Annotated in this window: 18 protein-coding genes; 8 read left to right on the top strand and 10 right to left on the bottom strand. The window is 72.3% G+C overall.

Annotated features, from left to right (window positions below; genetic code table 11):
- The first annotated feature begins 45 nt into the window (after window positions 1–45).
- Together F9C41_RS02825 and F9C41_RS02830 are read left to right on the top strand one after the other, a co-directional pair.
- Complete coding sequence (locus F9C41_RS02825; RefSeq protein ID WP_155384969.1) at window positions 46–1,098, top strand: zinc-dependent alcohol dehydrogenase family protein; 1,053 nt, start codon at window positions 46–48, stop codon at window positions 1,096–1,098.
- A gap of 10 nt (window positions 1,099–1,108) precedes the next feature.
- Window positions 1,109–1,561, top strand: coding sequence for an Lrp/AsnC family transcriptional regulator (locus F9C41_RS02830; protein ID WP_155368639.1), 453 nt, complete (start codon window positions 1,109–1,111; stop codon window positions 1,559–1,561).
- 5 nt (window positions 1,562–1,566) lie between these two features.
- Here F9C41_RS02830 and F9C41_RS02835 read toward each other — a convergent pair whose 3' ends face one another.
- On the bottom strand, window positions 1,567–2,184 hold the full coding sequence (locus F9C41_RS02835; protein ID WP_155384970.1) for a hypothetical protein: 618 nt from the start codon (window positions 2,182–2,184) through the stop codon (window positions 1,567–1,569).
- 159 nt (window positions 2,185–2,343) lie between these two features.
- On the opposite strand from F9C41_RS02835, the gene F9C41_RS02840 reads away from it, so the two are divergent.
- On the top strand, window positions 2,344–2,925 hold the full coding sequence (locus tag F9C41_RS02840; RefSeq protein WP_196279598.1) for a hypothetical protein: 582 nt from the start codon (window positions 2,344–2,346) through the stop codon (window positions 2,923–2,925).
- Window positions 2,926–3,008: 83 nt separating this feature from the next.
- On the opposite strand, the gene F9C41_RS02845 is transcribed toward F9C41_RS02840, so the two are convergent.
- The 5 genes from F9C41_RS02845 to F9C41_RS02865 form a co-directional block, all read right to left on the bottom strand.
- Window positions 3,009–3,776 (bottom strand): FAD:protein FMN transferase, encoded by a 768-nt coding sequence (locus F9C41_RS02845; protein WP_230689249.1) that lies wholly within the window; start codon window positions 3,774–3,776, stop codon window positions 3,009–3,011.
- Complete coding sequence (locus tag F9C41_RS02850) at window positions 3,773–4,201, bottom strand: FMN-binding protein (protein WP_155384971.1); 429 nt, start codon at window positions 4,199–4,201, stop codon at window positions 3,773–3,775. The genes F9C41_RS02845 and F9C41_RS02850 overlap by 4 nt, the downstream gene beginning before the upstream one ends.
- Window positions 4,202–4,204: 3 nt before the next feature.
- Window positions 4,205–5,593 carry a ferredoxin reductase family protein gene (locus tag F9C41_RS02855; RefSeq protein WP_155384972.1) on the bottom strand — a complete coding sequence of 463 codons (1,389 nt, stop codon included), beginning with the start codon at window positions 5,591–5,593 and terminating at the stop codon, window positions 4,205–4,207.
- A gap of 83 nt (window positions 5,594–5,676) precedes the next feature.
- On the bottom strand, window positions 5,677–5,916 hold the full coding sequence (locus F9C41_RS02860; RefSeq protein ID WP_155384973.1) for a tautomerase family protein: 240 nt from the start codon (window positions 5,914–5,916) through the stop codon (window positions 5,677–5,679).
- A gap of 28 nt (window positions 5,917–5,944) precedes the next feature.
- Window positions 5,945–6,661: an SDR family NAD(P)-dependent oxidoreductase gene (locus F9C41_RS02865; protein ID WP_155384974.1), complete on the bottom strand. Its 717-nt coding sequence runs from the start codon at window positions 6,659–6,661 to the stop codon at window positions 5,945–5,947.
- A gap of 92 nt (window positions 6,662–6,753) precedes the next feature.
- Here F9C41_RS02865 and F9C41_RS02870 point away from each other — a divergent pair, with 92 nt between their 5' ends.
- Window positions 6,754–7,374 carry a TetR/AcrR family transcriptional regulator gene (locus tag F9C41_RS02870; RefSeq protein ID WP_155384975.1) on the top strand — a complete coding sequence of 207 codons (621 nt, stop codon included), beginning with the start codon at window positions 6,754–6,756 and terminating at the stop codon, window positions 7,372–7,374.
- A gap of 89 nt (window positions 7,375–7,463) precedes the next feature.
- A complete protein-coding gene (locus F9C41_RS02875; RefSeq protein ID WP_155384976.1) occupies window positions 7,464–7,970 on the top strand; it encodes a carboxymuconolactone decarboxylase family protein in 507 nt (168 codons plus the stop codon).
- A gap of 33 nt (window positions 7,971–8,003) precedes the next feature.
- Here the strand turns inward: F9C41_RS02875 and F9C41_RS02880 are convergent, their stop codons facing one another.
- Together F9C41_RS02880 and F9C41_RS02885 are read right to left on the bottom strand one after the other, a co-directional pair.
- A complete protein-coding gene (locus tag F9C41_RS02880) occupies window positions 8,004–8,936 on the bottom strand; it encodes a fructosamine kinase family protein (RefSeq protein ID WP_155384977.1) in 933 nt (310 codons plus the stop codon).
- 112 nt (window positions 8,937–9,048) lie between these two features.
- Window positions 9,049–9,945 (bottom strand): helix-turn-helix domain-containing protein, encoded by an 897-nt coding sequence (locus F9C41_RS02885; protein WP_155384978.1) that lies wholly within the window; start codon window positions 9,943–9,945, stop codon window positions 9,049–9,051.
- A gap of 157 nt (window positions 9,946–10,102) precedes the next feature.
- On the opposite strand from F9C41_RS02885, the gene F9C41_RS02890 reads away from it, so the two are divergent.
- Window positions 10,103–10,939: an oxidoreductase gene (locus tag F9C41_RS02890; protein WP_155384979.1), complete on the top strand. Its 837-nt coding sequence runs from the start codon at window positions 10,103–10,105 to the stop codon at window positions 10,937–10,939.
- A gap of 77 nt (window positions 10,940–11,016) precedes the next feature.
- On the opposite strand, the gene F9C41_RS02895 is transcribed toward F9C41_RS02890, so the two are convergent.
- Complete coding sequence (locus tag F9C41_RS02895) at window positions 11,017–11,580, bottom strand: histidine phosphatase family protein (protein WP_155384980.1); 564 nt, start codon at window positions 11,578–11,580, stop codon at window positions 11,017–11,019.
- A gap of 212 nt (window positions 11,581–11,792) precedes the next feature.
- Here F9C41_RS02895 and F9C41_RS02900 point away from each other — a divergent pair, with 212 nt between their 5' ends.
- Entirely contained in the window at window positions 11,793–12,653 is an 861-nt protein-coding gene (locus tag F9C41_RS02900) for a methyltransferase domain-containing protein (RefSeq protein WP_155384981.1), read from the top strand.
- Between the two features lie 64 nt (window positions 12,654–12,717).
- On the opposite strand, the gene F9C41_RS02905 is transcribed toward F9C41_RS02900, so the two are convergent.
- The gene (locus F9C41_RS02905; RefSeq protein ID WP_155384982.1) at window positions 12,718–14,082 is read right to left on the bottom strand and encodes a KamA family radical SAM protein; all 1,365 of its coding nucleotides are present in this window, start codon (window positions 14,080–14,082) and stop codon (window positions 12,718–12,720) included.
- A gap of 152 nt (window positions 14,083–14,234) precedes the next feature.
- Between F9C41_RS02905 and kdd the strand changes: the two genes are divergently transcribed.
- Window positions 14,235–15,299: an L-erythro-3,5-diaminohexanoate dehydrogenase gene (gene kdd / locus F9C41_RS02910; protein WP_155384983.1), complete on the top strand. Its 1,065-nt coding sequence runs from the start codon at window positions 14,235–14,237 to the stop codon at window positions 15,297–15,299.
- Window position 15,300 lies beyond the last annotated feature (1 nt).

Here is a 15,300-nt window from a genome sequence, read left to right on the forward strand (position 1 = left end):
GGCATCCCGGCGACCGGGGCGGATCGCCGCGACTACGATGATCACATGCGCGCAACGGTGATCTACGGCCCGCACGACGTGCGGATCGAGGACGTGCCCGATCCGGTCCTGCTGCACCCGACCGACGCCGTGGTCCGGGTGACGCACGCCTGTATCTGCGGCAGCGACCTGTGGGCTTACCAGGGTGTCGCGAAGCGGGAGCCGGGACAGCGCATCGGCCACGAGTTCCTGGGCGTCGTCGAGTCCGCGGGCGCGGACGTCACCGGCGTCAGGCCCGGTGACACGGTGGTGGCCCCGTTCGTATGGTCCGACGGCAGCTGCGAGTTCTGCCGTGAGGGCCTGCACACCTCCTGCCCGGTCGGCGGCTTCTGGGGCCAGCCTGGCTCCGACGGCGGCCAGGGCCAGGCCGTGCGGGTCCCGTACGCCGACGGCACCCTGGTCAAGCTGCCGTCCGGGCTCGACGACGCGGAACTCGTCAAGATCCTCGCGCTGTCCGATGTGATGTCGACCGGGCATCACGCGGCGCTCGCCGCCGGGGTGCGCAAGGGCGGCACGGTCGCTGTGGTCGGCGACGGCGCGGTCGGCCTGTGCGGCGTGCTCGCCGCGCACCGGCTGGGCGCCGAGCGCATCATCGCGCTGGGCCGCCACGACGCCCGTACCGCGCTGGCCAGGCGGTTCGGCGCGACCGACGTGGTGCCCGAGCGCGGTGACGAGGCCGTCGCCGTGGTGCGCGAACTGACCGGCGGCCAGGGCGCGCATGCGGTCATCGAGGCCGTCGGCACCGAGCAGTCGATGCGTACCGCGATCGGGGTGGCTCGCGACGGCGGGGCGGTCGGCTTCGTCGGTGTCCCGCACGGCGGCTCGGCCGGCGTCGACATCGGCGACATGTTCGGCCGCAACGTGGCGCTGCGCGGCGGCGTCGCGCCCGCCCGGGCGTACATTCCGGAGCTGCTGGCCGACGTGCTGGCCGGGACGCTGGACCCGTCACCGGTCTTCGACTCCTGCGTCGATCTCGACGGGGTGCCCGGCGGATATGCCGCGATGAACGATCGAAAGGCGCTGAAAGTGCTGGTGCGCCCGAACGGTGGGTCGGTGTAGCTTGAGCGCCGTGGAAGAGACCGACCAGGCCATCGTTTCGGCCCTGACCGCTGACGGGCGCATGTCGTACACGGACCTGGCCGAGAAGGTCGGGCTGTCCGTGTCCGCCGTCCACCAGCGGGTTCGCCGGCTGGAGCAGCGCGGCGTCATCACCGGGTACGGCGCGCGGGTCGACTACAACGCGATCGGCCTGCCGCTGACGGCGTTCGTGGCGATCCGCCCGTTCGACCCGGCGCAGCCCGACGACGCCCCGGAGCGCCTGGCGCACCTGTCCGAGATCGAGTCGTGCTTCTCGGTGGCCGGGGAGGACTTCTACATCCTGCTGGTACGCGTCGCGTCACCGGTCGACCTGGAGCGCCTGCTGCAGGAGATCCGCACCTCGGCCAACGTCACCACACGCACGACCGTGGTGCTGTCCACCCCGTTCGAGCAGCGCGCACCCCGCATCCACCTGGCCGACTGAGCCGCCTACCAGGGGCAGCACGGCAGCGGCGCGGGCAGGAACAGCGCGGTGAGCCCGATGGCGGCCAGCCCCGTCACGGTGGCGGTGACGCCGACGGCGAGCCGGGCGACCGTGGGCCGCTGCCGTGCCGGCACCCGGCGTACGTGGCGGACGGCGGCCGCCACCGCGCCGGCGAACGCCAGCGCGCCGGCCAGCAGCACGGGCAGGCCCCAGCGCTCGTGCACGTCGTAGCCCTGGAACAGCAGCGGCCGGGCGACCATCAGCAGCAGGCCGGGCAGCGGCGCGACGGCGGCGCAGACCTGCGCCACCACCAGCCAGGCCCGCTCGGCGCCCGTGCCACCGCCGACCTGATGGAACAGCTGCACCGACAGCATGCCCAGGCCGACCGGCAGCAACGCCGCCGCGGCCATGTGCCACAGCCAGTACCGCAGGATGACGTCCTGATCGGAGGGCTTCACCATCCCGACGACCGTCCAGCCGATCGCCGCGAAGACCACGGCGCCGCCGATGCCGGCCACCCCCGCGAAGAACGGGTACAGCAGTCGCCGCGCCGCCGAGGCGGAGGCCCAGGCGAGCATGCCGAGATGCAGGTCCGTCGTCGTGCCCGTCGCCGGGTCGGCCATGTCACCACCGTTTCGCTCCCGACCGCGGGACGCGGTCACCCAGTGGGATTCTGTCCTAAGTGGTGTTAGCACGCTGTTAGCGTTTCGCGATCCCAGGTGGTCCATGGGCCCGCGGCAGGGGATCTGGCTCCTTCGATGTAACACTGCCAGACTTGGGGCGTGAACACGTTGGCAGTGATCATTACGACGCTCGGGGGCGCGCTGTCGGCGACGCTCGGTGTTCTGGTCGGCGGGGTGGTCACTCGCCGGGCCCAGGAGCGTCATTGGCTACGCGACAAACAATTGCGCGCATACGAGGAACTGTTCTCGCAATATGCCCGGTTCATGATGGCACTGCGGCAGGGGCACTCGGCCCGCGTGCCGATCAATTTCGACTGGGGAGCCTGGAGCGCCGCGCTCACCACGGCAAGCCTGGTCGCACCGCTGAGCGTGGCGCGGGCGATCGATGCGTTCGGGGACGCCGTCGGCGTCTTCCTCGATGCGGTGTCCAGCCGGGATCCCGTCACGGATCCCGTCGACGAAGACGTTCTGAACGAAGCGTCGCGTCCGGCGGCTGCGGCGCAGCTGGCCCTGGTGAACGCGATCCGTCGGTCCATGGGGCGTGCTCTGACGGAACTGCCCTTCTACCTCGGCGGCACGCTCGGCGACCATCCTGAAGGAGGGACTCGCCCGGGCCGGCTGCACGCCCAGGCAGCGACCGACCGGCTGGCATCCGGACAACCGAGCCCGGCGGACTCGTAGCGCGTTCATCAGCAGCAGCCCCGCCTACCCGGTATCTGGCCGCCGAGCCCAGATTCCGGCTCGTGAACATCTGGTGCCGGAGCTCATGAGCAGAACCAACTGCGGGTCGCCCGGGTGTGTCCGTCCCGGCCGATCAACAGCCCCCGGTAGCCCGTCCCGCGCAGCAGGTCCAGGCCGGTGACGCCCCGGGCGGCGGCTGCGGTCGCGTACACGTCGGCCCACAGCAGCGACGGCCCGATGACGGTCACCCCCGCCACCTCGTCCGTGGGCGACCCGCGGTACGGGTCGACGATGTGCGCGCCGCGCCGCGCGGTGCCGGAGGTGGCCACCGCGCCCGACGCCAGGGTCACCACGTCGGCCAGCCGCGACGGCCGCAGCGGATCCTCCAAGCCGACGCGCCACGGCGGGTGCCCGGCCGCGGTCGACACCACGACGTCGCCACCGGCGTTGAGGCAGCAGTCCGCACCGGACAGCAGACCCGCCGCCCGCTCCACCGCCCAGCCCTTGACCAGCCCGGACGGGTCCCACGACCGGTCGCCGCCGGGGCCGGGCAGCCGCGCGTCGAACCATCCGCCGGTGCGCTCGCGGGCCTCGTCGCACAGCTGCGCGACCTCGGCCACCCAGGGGTGCGCGGCCGCGACCGTCAGCTCGCCCCGGTTGATCCGGCTCACCGCACTGTCCGCCCGGTAGGTGCTGAACACCGCGTCGGCCTCGCGCAGCAGCACGAACACGGCGTCGACGGACCGCTGGACGGGTGCCGAGTCCAGGCCGGGCCCGCGCAGGTGCAGGCTCACCGGCATGCCCATGACCTGCTCGACCCAGGCCCGCCGGGGCGGCGCGAGCGTGCTCACCGCAGGTGCGCCCGGTCGATCGCGGACTGCAGCGAGCCCAGGTAGGCCCGGCTGGTCGCGGTGGCGCCGGAGACGGTGTCGACCTCGGCCGACTGCGCGTCGAGCACCTGCTCCCGCAGCCGCGGCAGGGCGAGTTCGTTCAGCACCAGCGAATGCTCGTGCACCGTGTGCTTCCGCAGGACCGCGACGTCGGCGATGCGCCCGCCCGCGAACGTCACCCGGACCTGTACAGTGCCGTACTCCGTGAGCACCGCGTCACCGTCGACGACCAGCCCGTCGACGATCGCGCCAGGCGGCGGCGCGGGCGAGGACGTCGCCGCGCCGGCCCCGGCCTGCGGCACGGCCTCGCCGAGGCTGGTGCGGTAGCTGAACAGCCCGACCAGGCCCGCGATCGTGGCCAGCAGGAAGAACGTGATCTTACGCATCGGTCACCACCCGAACCGCTCGTCGTGCACCTGTCGCGCGGGCACGCCGGCCGCGCGCAGTGCGGCCCGGGCCGCCGCCATCCAGGGCGGGGGACCGCACAGGAACACGTCCCGCCCGGCCAGCTCCGGGACGAGGTGGGTCAGCGCCTCGTGGTCGGCGTAGCGCTCGGCCAGCTCGGCGGTCAGCCACGAGGCGCGCCCGGTCGGCGGGGGACCGGGCAGGTAGATCACCTGCGCGCCGCGCTCGGCCGCGATGGCGTCGATCTCGTCGCGCAGCACCAGCTCGTCGGCGCTGCGGGCGCGGTAGATCAGGGTCAGCTCGCGGTCGGCGTACCGCATGCCCTCCAGCAGCGCGCGCATCGGCGTGATGCCGATGCCCGCGGCCATCAGCAGCACCCGCTCGCCGCGGCGGCGGCCCTCGGTGAGGGTGCCGAACGGGCCCTCGATCAGCACCGCGGTGCCCGGCGTCGCCCCGGCCAGGCGCCCGCCGTCGTCGCCCGCGGACCGGAAGGTGAACCGCAGCCGGTCCGCGCGCGGGGCCTCGGACAGCGAGAACGGGTGCGCCCGGCTCCAGCCGCGGCCGGTGCGCAGCCGCCAGGTCAGGAACTGGCCGGGCCGGGCCGCCAGCCGGTCCAGCCGCCGGCCCGGCAGGTACACGGAGTACACGTCGGACGCCTCGTGGCGCACCTCGCCGACGGTGAGCCGGTGGCGGCGCGACAGCCACAGCGGCCGCCCGACCCGGAACGCGAGCAGTGCGGCGGCGGCGCAGCCCCACAGCGTCCACCAGTAGACCGTGGCGGCGGGGGAGGTGACGAAGTGCGCCCCGTTCCACAGCTGGTGCGGTAGGGCCAGGCCCACCCCGAGGTACGCGTACAGGTGCAGCAGGTGCCAGTTCTCGTAGCGGACCCGGCGCCGGGCCGCCCGCACCGACAGCGCCACGACGAGCACCAGCAGCGCGGTCCCGGCCACGGCCAGCAGCATGCCCGGGTAGCGCACCACCAGGTCGGCCAGCTGGGCGAGCACGCCGGTGCCGGTCGACACGGCGTATCCGGCGACGACCAGCACCACGTGCGCCGCCATCAGCCAGCACGAGGTGAAGCCGAGCAGCCGGTGGATCCGGGCCAGCCGGTCCTGGCCCCAGGCGCGCTCCACCCAGGGCACCCGCGCCATCGCGAGCACCTGCAGCAGCAGCAGATCGGAGGCCACCAGGCCGGTCAGGCGGGCCGCGGTCACCAGGCCGGTGCCGTCGGCGCCCAGCGCGGCCATCCCGCCCGCGGACACCCACAGCACCACCACCACCACCAGCACGGTGACGCAGGCCAGCGCGGCGGTGACGGCGCGTCCGACGGCTCCGTCGCGGGGCCGGGGGAGGGGGATTCGGTCAGGGGTCACACCACGGCGAGCCGCGACAGGGGCGTGCAGTTCCCGGTATGGCACCGGAAACCGCACGCCCCTGCGTCTGGCCGGCAGGCGCCCTAGCGGGAGCCGCTCGCGCGCTGCTGCTCGCGGTACTGCGGGACGGGCAGGCCGCCCCGGCCCCAGTTCTCGAGCTCGACCTCGTCGATGACGACGAACGTAGAGTCCAGCGGCTTGTCCAGCACGTCCAGCAGCAGCCGGCTGACGCCGGCGATGAGTGCCGCCTTCTGCTCGGCGGTCGCGGCCGTCGTGCCCGGGGTGCTGCCCTCGCGGGTGATCTGGATGTTGACGATGGGCATGGTCGGTCCTCTCCGGTGGTCGGGCGGGTCAGTGGCCGGCGTTCTGGCCGCCGTCGACGTGCAGGATCTCGCCGGTGACGAAGGGCGCCGACTCGAGGAACAGGACCGCGCCGACGATGTCGTCGGTCTCGCCCATCCGGCCGACGGGGTGCAGCCCGGCGTAGGTCGCGTGGGACTCGACCGCGTGCATCGGGGTCTTGATGATGCCCGGGGCGACGGCGTTGACCCGCACGCCGCGCGTCGCGTATTCGATGGCCAGGGACTTGGTCGCCGAGTTGAGGCCGCCCTTGGTCAGCGAGGCGAGCACGGACGGCACGTTCTTGTCGGCCTGGTCGACCAGGCTCGTGGTGATGCTGACGATGTGACCGCCGCCGACGGTGAGCATGTGCGGCAGCACCCGCTGGGTCAGGTGGAAGAACCCGGCGAGGTTGATCCCGGTGACCAGCGCGAGGTCGTCGTCGGTGTAGTCGGTGAACGGCTTGGCGATGAAGATGCCGGCGTTGTTGACCAGGGTGTCGATGCGTCCGAAGCGGTCCAGCGCGGCCCGGGTCACGCGCTCGGCGGTGTCCGCGTGGGCGATGTCGCCCTGCACGGTCACGATGTCCGGATCGCCGGAGGCGGTGATCGAACGTGAGGTGGCGACGACGCCGTAGCCGAGCTTGCGGTATCCCTCGACCAGGCCCGCGCCGATGCCCTGGGACGCGCCGGTGATCACGGCGACCTTCTGCACGTTTTCGAAGCTCATGGTTCTTTTCCTTTGCTCTTCGCGGTGGCCGGAGGCGAACTAGACGACCGGTCTACTAAAAGGTAGATGACTGGTCGTGTATCGTCAATGCCATGGGCAGGACAAGTGACGCGCGGAACAAGATCCTGGAAGCGGCCCGGACGCTGATCGAACAGCGGGGCTACTCGGCGCTGGGCGTCGCGGAGATCTGCGCGGCCGCCGGCGTGCCGAAGGGCAGCTTCTACCACTTCTTCGCCTCGAAGCAGGCGCTCGCGCTCACCGTCATCGACGAGCACTGGGCCGCTCAGCAGCAGCAGTGGAGCGAACTGCTCGGCAGCGGTCGCGCCCCCCTGGAGCGGCTGCGCGACCTGTTCGAGGCGACCGAGGAGTTCCAGCGCGCGGGCCGCCAGGAGGCGGGACTGGTCGTCGGCTGTCTGTTCGGCAACCTCGCCGCCGAGCTCAGCAACCAGGTCCCGGAGATCCGCGACCGGCTGCAGGAGATCTTCGAGGCGCAGATCGACATGATCGAGAAAGTGATCGTCGAGGCGAAGGACGCCGGGCAGGCCGGCCCGGCCGTCGACACCCGCGACGCGGCACGTTCCATCGTCGCCCAGATCGAGGGGCGGGTGCTGCTGGCGAAGCTGCTCGACGACCCGGCCCAGCTCGGCACGCTCTGGCAGAACAGCCTCGGCCTGCTCCAGGCGCCGGCAGCGGCCCTGCCCGCGGGAGCCTGACCGGCCCGGACGTCGTCCCGGCCGGACGGGCCTGACGGATGGGGGACACCGGCCCACACCGGAGCGCACCCTCGTCTAACCTCGCGGCCATGACCTACCTCGACACCCCCGCCGAGTCGCCCCTGTACGCGGACCAGACCGACTACATCCCCAACTATCTGCGGGTGTTCGCGCTCCGACCCGACGCGTACGCGGGCTGGCAGCAGCTGGCCGGCAGCGTCCGCGACGGCATGGACCTGCGCCGGTACGAGCTGGTCACCGTCGCCGCCGCCCGGCGGCTGGGTTCGGACTACTGCACCCTCGCCCACGCCAAGGTCCTGCGCGAGCGCTTCTACGACGAGCCGCGGCTGCGCGCCATCATCGCCGACCACCACAGCGCCGGCCTCGACCCGGTCGACGTCGCGATCATGGACTTCGCCGACAAGGTCGCCGCCGATCCGACCACCGTCACCGACAAGGACGCGGCTCAGCTGCGCGAGTTCGGGCTGTCCGACACCGACGTGCTCCAGATCGTGCTGGCCGTGTGCATCCGCCGCTTCTTCAGCGGCGTGCTCTCCGCCGTCGGCGCCGACCCCGACGACGCGCTGCGGCAGTGAGCGACCACCGGCGGCGGGCCGCAGTCTGAGCGCTCAGCGGTAGCGGGCCACCGCCTCGGCGAGCCGCCGCACGAACGGTCGGCCGAACGCCGACGAGCCGTCGACCGCGAGGACCGCCAGGTAGCCGTGCAGCCGCCACAGCTCCCGCCGCTGCCCCAAGCCCGGGTCGATCGGTGCGACCTCCCGGTATCCGTCGAAGACCTCGCCCGGCACGGGCGCGAAGTAGTCCAGCAGGGCGAGGTCTGCCTCCGGGTGCCCGTAGCACGGCGCCGTGTCGAGCAGCACCGCCTCGTCGGCCGTGGTGAGGAAGTTGTTCTGCTGCGCGTCGCCGTGCAGCAGCGACGGCGCGGGCTCCGGACCGCACAGCTCCGGCAGCCTGGCCGCGAGCCGGGACACCGCGGTCGCGACCTCGGCGGGCAGGTGACCGGAGTCGACGGCATCGCGCAGCCGCGGCAGCAGCCGCCGCTCGGCGTAGAACTGCGCCCAGGTCGTGCCGACGGGCCGGTTGTCCTGGGGGAGCGGGCCGAAGAAGCCGTCGAACTCCGCCAGCCCGTGCCGCGCGCCGTGCGCCTGGTGCGCCATGGCCAGCGCCCGGCCGATCGACCGCCACTGCGCCGCCGTGCGCGCCTGCGCGGGCACCTCCGGCAGCGCCTCCAGCATCAGCACCGACCCGAACGCCCCGGTCACCAGGCCTGCGCCGACCGGCTCGGGCGTGGCGACTCCGGACCGCTCCCGCAGCAGCCGGTGGCCGCGCAGCTCGGCGGTGAACTGCTCCGGACCGCTCGCGGCGCGGTCGAGCTTCACGAAGACCGAGAAGGGCGCGCCGCGCAGGATGCCCGCCGGATGCGAGGCGCGATCGTCGAGGTCGGTGAACCCCGTCGCGGTCCACGGGCGTCCCCGGTGTGCGCTCGCGGCCCGCTCGACCGCCGCCACCACGGCGGGCTCGCACAACGGATGCTTCGTCACCGGGCGGACCTCACCCGGGGCAGGCTAGCAGCCGCGGCGTCGAGATGCCGGGTCGGTGGTCGAGCCCTCCTGCCACCTCCGGTGACACGGGCGCGACGTCCTTCGTGTGCGGTCAGGTGGGCGGGTCCTCGCCCCGCAGCCGGGTCCGTGCCGGCCGGTGTGGGCCCGCCGACCAGGCGGCAAGGAACCGCAGCGCCTCCGCCGACGGCGAGTCCGCCGCGGCGGTGTACACGAACAGGGTCTGATCCGGGTCGTCGCCGACCCCCAGCGCCTGGAAGTCCAGCTCCATCGGCCCGGCCACGGGATGCTGGAAGCGCTTGTGCCCGAACGCGCGCGCCCGCACCCGGTGGTCGCGCCACCAGCGCCGGAAGTCGTCGTCCTTGGCGGACAGCTCCTCGACCAGCTCGGTCAGCGACGGGTCGTCCGGCCAGCGCGCGGCGTCCATCCGCAGGTAGGCCACACACTCCCGGGCGGCCGTGGCCCAGTCGGCGTACAGGGCTCGGCAGGCCGGATCGGTGAAGGCCAACCGGACGAGGTTGCGCCGGCCCGCGGGCAGCGTGCCGAAGTCAGTGAGCAGCGCCGCCCCGAGCGGGTTCCAGGCCAGCACGTCCATGCGCCGTCCGAGCAGCAGCGCCGGGAACTCGTGCAGGCTGTCGAGCAGCTGCCGGGTCTGCGGCCGCACCCGCTGCGCCGCGGGACGAGCCGCGGCCGACGGGCGCGGCGGGCGCGCCACGCGCATCAGGTACTCGTGCTCGTCCGGGCGCAGCCGCAGCCCTTCGGACAGGGCCTGCAGCACCTCCGCGGACACCCGGGTGGCCCGCCCCTGTTCCAGCCGGACCAGGTAGTCGACGCTCACATGGGCCAGCAGCGCCAGCTCCTCACGACGCAGCCCCGGCACCCGCCGCGGCCTGCCGCCGCCGGGCAGGCCAACGTCCTCGGGACGCACCCGCGCCCGGCAGGCGCGCAGGAAGTCGCCCAGCGTGAGGTCGGCGGGCTCCTGGTCGTGCATACCCGCCATTATCGGCGCGGGCCGCCGACCGTGCCTGGTACTGCCGGACCCAGGAACGCCATGCCCAGGGCGAACGGGTGCCTGGCCCGCGTCGATGCGTCCGGGGACAGTCGAAGGCGACCACCGGGCCGCCCGGCCCACGGCGAAAGGCAATTCCGTGACCACATGGTTCATCACCGGAGCGTCCCGCGGCTTCGGCCTGGAGATCGCCAGGCAGGCGCTCGAACGCGGCGACGACGTCGTGGCGACCGCCCGCGACCCCCAGGCCGTCGAGAAGGCCCTGCCCGGCTTCGCCGAGCAGCTGCTCGCCGTCGCGCTCGACGTGACCGACGAGCAGCAGGCCCGCGACGCTGTCGAGGCGGCGACGGCCCGGTTCGGCGGCATCGACGTGCTGGTCAACAACGCGGGGCGAGGCCTGCTCGGCGCCGTCGAGGAGGCCGCCGACGCCGAGGTCCGCGCGGTCTTCGACACCAACGTGTTCGGGCTGCTCGCGGTCACCCGCGCGGTGCTGCCCGTGATGCGCGCCCAGGGCTCCGGCCGCATCGTCAACATGAGCTCGGTCGGCGGGTTCGTGTCCTGGCCCGGCTGGGGCGTCTACTGCGCGACGAAGTTCGCCGTGGAGGCGATCACCGAGTCGCTGCGGTTCGAGGTCGGCCCGTTCGGCGTCCAGGCGATCGCCGTCGAGCCCGGCCCGTTCCGCACCGACTTCCTCGACCCCAGCTCGCTGCACCGTACGGCGAAGGAGATCGAGGGATACGGCGACAGCGCCGGCGCGATGCGCTCGTGGGCCGACGGCACCAACCACGCCCAGGACGGCGACCCGGTCAAGGCCGCTACCGCGATCCTCGCCGTGGTGGACACCGAGGCGATGCCCGCCCGGCTGGCGCTGGGTGCGGCCGCGGTCGCCGACATCGAGGCCAAACTCAGGTCGGCACGCTTCGAGCTCGACACCTGGCGCGAGATCTCGCTGACGACCGACTACGCCGCGGGGTGAGCGCCGCAACCTCCGGTCGGGATCAGGCAGGCCGTCCGGTCCCGCCCGGACGGTCGCCTGCCCGGGGGAGCGGTGACTCAGCTGTTCCAGCGCAACAGGACGGGTGTCTCACGCTCGAAGCCGAGCACGCTGAGGGTGGCCGTCTCCAGGCGGAACAGCCCGCCGTCGGACGGGGGCAGGCCCAGCCAGCGGGCGGTGAGCACCCGCAGCAGATGGCCGTGCCCGACGAGCGCGACGTCGCCGCTGGCCAGCATGGTCCGGGCCCGTTCCAGGACGCGGTCACAGCGGGTGCCGACCTGGGCGGCGGTCTCCCCGCCCGGGCAGCCGTGCTGCCACAGGCTCCACTCGGGACGTTCCTGCCGGATCTCGACCGTGGTGCGGCCCTCGTAGGCGCCGTAGTTCCATTCCAGCAGGTCGTCGTCGGTGGCGGTGATCTCCAGCCCGGCCAGCGCCGCGGTGCGCACCGCCCGCTGCAGAGGGCTGCACAGGACCGCGGCGAACGCCCGCCCGGCCAGCCGTGCGGCCAGCTGGGCGGCTTGGCGTTCACCCTCCGCCGTCAGCGGCAGGTCGGTGAAGGAGGTGTGGCGGCCGCTGGCGCTCCACTCGGTCTGCCCGTGCCGGACCAGCACGATCTCTCGCATGGTGCCGATCCTCCCCGCTCGTGTTCCTGAGGACACGTTAGCGGTGATCAGCACCGGATCGCGTGGTTTCGACCCCTGAGTCTTACTCCTAGCGTCCTAGGATGACTTAGCGGTAGTGCGCCGTAGCTCAACCCAAGCTCAGCACCGGTGCCGGGTAGGGTTGATCTTGATGGTTCCGCCTGTGGAGGCCGCTGGACTCACAGAATTGAGGTATGACGGACGCGCCGCTCATGCCGCACTACGCGAGGGTCGATCAGAGCCCACCGCAGATGCAGGCACGGCTCGTGGCGTACCTCGACCGGGCCGCCGCCTATCGGGCGATCGCCGACATCCGGGCGAGGGCGTCCGAGACGATGCACGTCAAGCCCGGCCACCGCGTGCTCGACGGGGGCTGCGGGCTGGGGGAGGAGGCGTGCGCGCTGGCGGTGCTGGTCGGCGCGGACGGCCGGGTCGACGGCGTCGACAACTCGCGCAGCATGCTGTCGCTGGCCGCGCACCGCTACGAGCGGTGGCACCAGACCCACCCGGACGCGGGCGACGTCCGCTTCGTCACCGGGGATCTGACCAGGTTGGACTATCCGGCCGACGTGTTCGACGCGGTGCGGTGCGAGCGTACGCTGCAGCACCTGCCGCAGGCGGAGGCGGTGATCGCGGAGCTGATCCGGGTGACCCGGCCGCAGGGGCGGATCTGCCTGGTGGACACCGACTGGGAGTCGCTGGTCTTCGACGGGCTGCCGGTGGAGGTGCTCACGCCGATGATGTGGCGGCTGCGGCACCACAGCGTGATGTGCAACCCGACGATGGGCCGCACGCTGCGCAACCGGCTGCGCCGGGCGGGGGTGCACGAGCTCGAGTGCCACCCGCTGACGATGTGCTTCACCGACCCGGCCGAGGCACAGCACGTGGTGCCGTATTTCGACCGGGACATGCTGCTGCACATCGTGGGGGAGGAGGACGGCGACACCACGGCGATGGTGGACCGCTGGCTCGACGCCGTCCACGACGCCGACGAGCAGGAGGACTTCCTGGTGGCGTTGACGGTCTGGGTGGTCGCGGGCACGGTCCCCGCCTGAGAACGGCCCCGCCTCCGGCTGCGTGAACAGCGGAGGCGGGGCCGTCGGTCGGATCGGGGCGGGCTCAGGCCTGGACGGCGAGCTGCTCGTCCATCTGCTTGCGCCACCACTTCTGGCCGGACTCGGGCAGGGTGTCGATCGGGTCGTAGTACGCGTAGCGCTGGGAGAGCACGTCGACGTTCTGGTCGGCCTCGATGGAGGTGCGGTAGTTCTTGGTCCAGTACGAGATGCCGTTCTCGCGGTCGTACTCGGTGACCATGTGGACCCAGCGCTTGCCGACGAACGGCACGTCGCAGACGATGCGCGGGGTGGCGTAGCCGGGCAGGTAGCCCATGATGTCGTGCTGGAGCTGCTGGGCGGCGCCGACGGAGACGCGCCAGTGCTCGGCGTTGGGGATCATGTCGCACATGTAGAAGTAGTACGGCAGGATGTTCGCCTCGCCCTGCAGCGCGAAGCACAGGTCGAGCAGGTCGGGCGAGGTGGCGTTGACGCCGCGCATGAGCACGCCCTGGTTGCGTACGTCGCGCACGCCCACTTCGAGGGCCGTCTTCGCGGCACGGGCCACGGTCGGGGTGATCGAGTTGGCGTGGTTGACGTGCGTGTGGATCGCCAGGTTGACGCCGCGCCGGCGGGCGGTGCGGGCGACCCGCTCCAGCCCCTCGACGACCTCGGGCTGCAGCCAGTGCTGGGGCAGGCCCATCAGCGCCTTGGTGGCCAGCCGGATGTCGCGGATGGTGTCGATCTCGAGCAGGCGCATCAGATACGACTCGAGGTTCTTCCACGGGACGTTGGCCACGTCGCCGCCGGAGACGACGACGTCGCGGACGCCCGGGTGGGCCTTGAGGTAGGCGATGTGCGCGTCGTAGCGGTCGACGGGCTTGAGGGTCAGTTTGAGCTTCTCGACCGCGGGGGTGGAGTTGCCGACCAGGTCCATGCGGGTGCAGTGGCCGCAGTACTGCGGGCAGGTGGACAGCAGCTCGGCGAGCACCTTGGTGGGGTAGCGGTGGGTGAGGCCCTCGGCGACCCACATGTCGTGCTCGTGGAGGCTGTCGCGGCTGGCGTGCGGGTGGCTGGCCCACTCGGTGAGCCGGTCGGAGGCGACCGGGATCATGTAGCGGCGCACCGGGTCGGCGTAGAACGCCTCGGTGGTCAGCTCTTCTCGCGCCATCGTGTTGACCATCTGCGGGGGGACCAGCATCGACATCGTGGCCAGAGCTTTCTGGTCATCCTCGAGGTCGGCGTAGAAGGCCTCGTCGACGGTGTCGCCGAGCACGGCGCGCAGCTGCTTGATGTTCTTGATGCAGTTGACGCGCTGCCACTGCGCCGACTCCCACTGCGCAGGGGTGACGTCGCGCCAGCCCGGGAACCGGGTCCAGTCCGGTTCGATCAGCTCTACGCGGCGGTACTCGTAGGGTTGCCCAGCGTTCATCGGTGGCCTCTCCTTTGCGGTCCCGTTGACCATACTGGAAGTTCTTCGGCCTACCAACTAGTCTGCCGTAGAATTTCCCGCACACATCAAATCTAACCGCAATATTGGTTTTGATCACGCGGTTGCACTTCACTTTTTAGGAGAACCGGACAATGACGTCACCGATCGGCCTGCACCGGGTCCTGGAACCGAGCGGGGTATTGCCCCAGGCGGCACTTCGCTTGGACATTTCGTCGGAAATCGGGGCAGACGAGGTGCGTATCGCCGTCGAGCGGCTCAACCTCGACGCGGCGAGCTTCCGGCAGCTGGCCACCAAGCACGCCGGCGACGGCGCGGCGGTCCGCGCCGAGGTCCTGGAGATCATCGGCGCCCGCGGCAAGATGCAGAACCCGGTCACCGGCTCCGGCGGCATGCTGATCGGCGCCGTCGAGGCCGTCGGCCCGGACTCCCCACTCGGCCTCAAGGCCGGCGACAAGGTCGCCACCCTGGTCTCCCTCACGCTGACCCCGCTGTCGATCACCGACGGGCTCAAGCGCTGGGACGGCGGCAGCGAGCAGGTCCCCTGCGAGGGCCACGCGATCCTGTTCGCGCGCTCCATCGCCGCGGTGCTGCCCGCCGACCTGGACCCGGAGCTGGCCCTGGCCGTCATGGACGTGTGCGGCGCACCGGCGCTGACCGCCCGGGTGGTCGCGAAGTACGACAACCCGACCGTCGCCGTGATCGGCGGCGCGGGCAAGAGCGGCTCGCTGTCCCTGGCCGCGGCAAGGGCCGCCGGCGCGAGCCGCACCGTCGGGGTCGTCCCCGTCGAGCGCGAGCGCGCGATGCTGGCGGACGCGGGCCTGGCCGACGTGGTCGCGCTGGCTGACGCCCGCAACCCGGTGGCCCTCGCCGAGGCGGTGGAGGCCGCGCTGGGCGGGCGGGCCGCGGACGTGACCGTGGTCTGTGTCGACGTGCCCGGCTGCGAGCACGGGGCGATCCTGTCGACCGCCGACGGCGGCACCGTGATCTTCTTCTCGATGGCGACGAGTTTCGCCGCCGCCGCGCTCGGCGCGGAGGGCCTGGCCGCGGACGTGACGATGCTGGTCGGCAACGGTTACGTGCCCGGTCATGCGGCGTACGCGCTGGATCTGCTGCGGCAGGTGCCGGCGGTGCGGGCGATGTTCGAGTCCCGTCTGCACCACGAGGCCTCGCGGGCCACGTCCGGCACGGCAGACTGAC

This window comes from Catellatospora paridis (genome assembly GCF_009720365.1).
GTDB lineage: Bacteria > Actinomycetota > Actinomycetes > Mycobacteriales > Micromonosporaceae > Catellatospora > Catellatospora paridis.

Bases quoted from the DNA above. Each gene is read 5' to 3' on its own strand.
- kdd (WP_155384983.1), top strand. From the start codon at position 14,235: ATGACGTCACCGATCGGCCTGCACCGGGTCCTGGAACCGAGCGGGGTA.
- F9C41_RS02885 (WP_155384978.1), bottom strand. From the start codon at position 9,945: ATGCACGACCAGGAGCCCGCCGACCTCACGCTGGGCGACTTCCTGCGC.
- F9C41_RS02825 (WP_155384969.1), top strand. From the start codon at position 46: ATGCGCGCAACGGTGATCTACGGCCCGCACGACGTGCGGATCGAGGAC.
- F9C41_RS02835 (WP_155384970.1), bottom strand. From the start codon at position 2,184: ATGGCCGACCCGGCGACGGGCACGACGACGGACCTGCATCTCGGCATG.
- F9C41_RS02895 (WP_155384980.1), bottom strand. From the start codon at position 11,580: ATGCGAGAGATCGTGCTGGTCCGGCACGGGCAGACCGAGTGGAGCGCC.
- F9C41_RS02860 (WP_155384973.1), bottom strand. From the start codon at position 5,916: ATGCCCATCGTCAACATCCAGATCACCCGCGAGGGCAGCACCCCGGGC.
- F9C41_RS02870 (WP_155384975.1), top strand. From the start codon at position 6,754: ATGGGCAGGACAAGTGACGCGCGGAACAAGATCCTGGAAGCGGCCCGG.
- F9C41_RS02865 (WP_155384974.1), bottom strand. From the start codon at position 6,661: ATGAGCTTCGAAAACGTGCAGAAGGTCGCCGTGATCACCGGCGCGTCC.
- F9C41_RS02850 (WP_155384971.1), bottom strand. From the start codon at position 4,201: ATGCGTAAGATCACGTTCTTCCTGCTGGCCACGATCGCGGGCCTGGTC.
- F9C41_RS02905 (WP_155384982.1), bottom strand. From the start codon at position 14,082: ATGAACGCTGGGCAACCCTACGAGTACCGCCGCGTAGAGCTGATCGAA.
- F9C41_RS02900 (WP_155384981.1), top strand. From the start codon at position 11,793: ATGACGGACGCGCCGCTCATGCCGCACTACGCGAGGGTCGATCAGAGC.
- F9C41_RS02875 (WP_155384976.1), top strand. From the start codon at position 7,464: ATGACCTACCTCGACACCCCCGCCGAGTCGCCCCTGTACGCGGACCAG.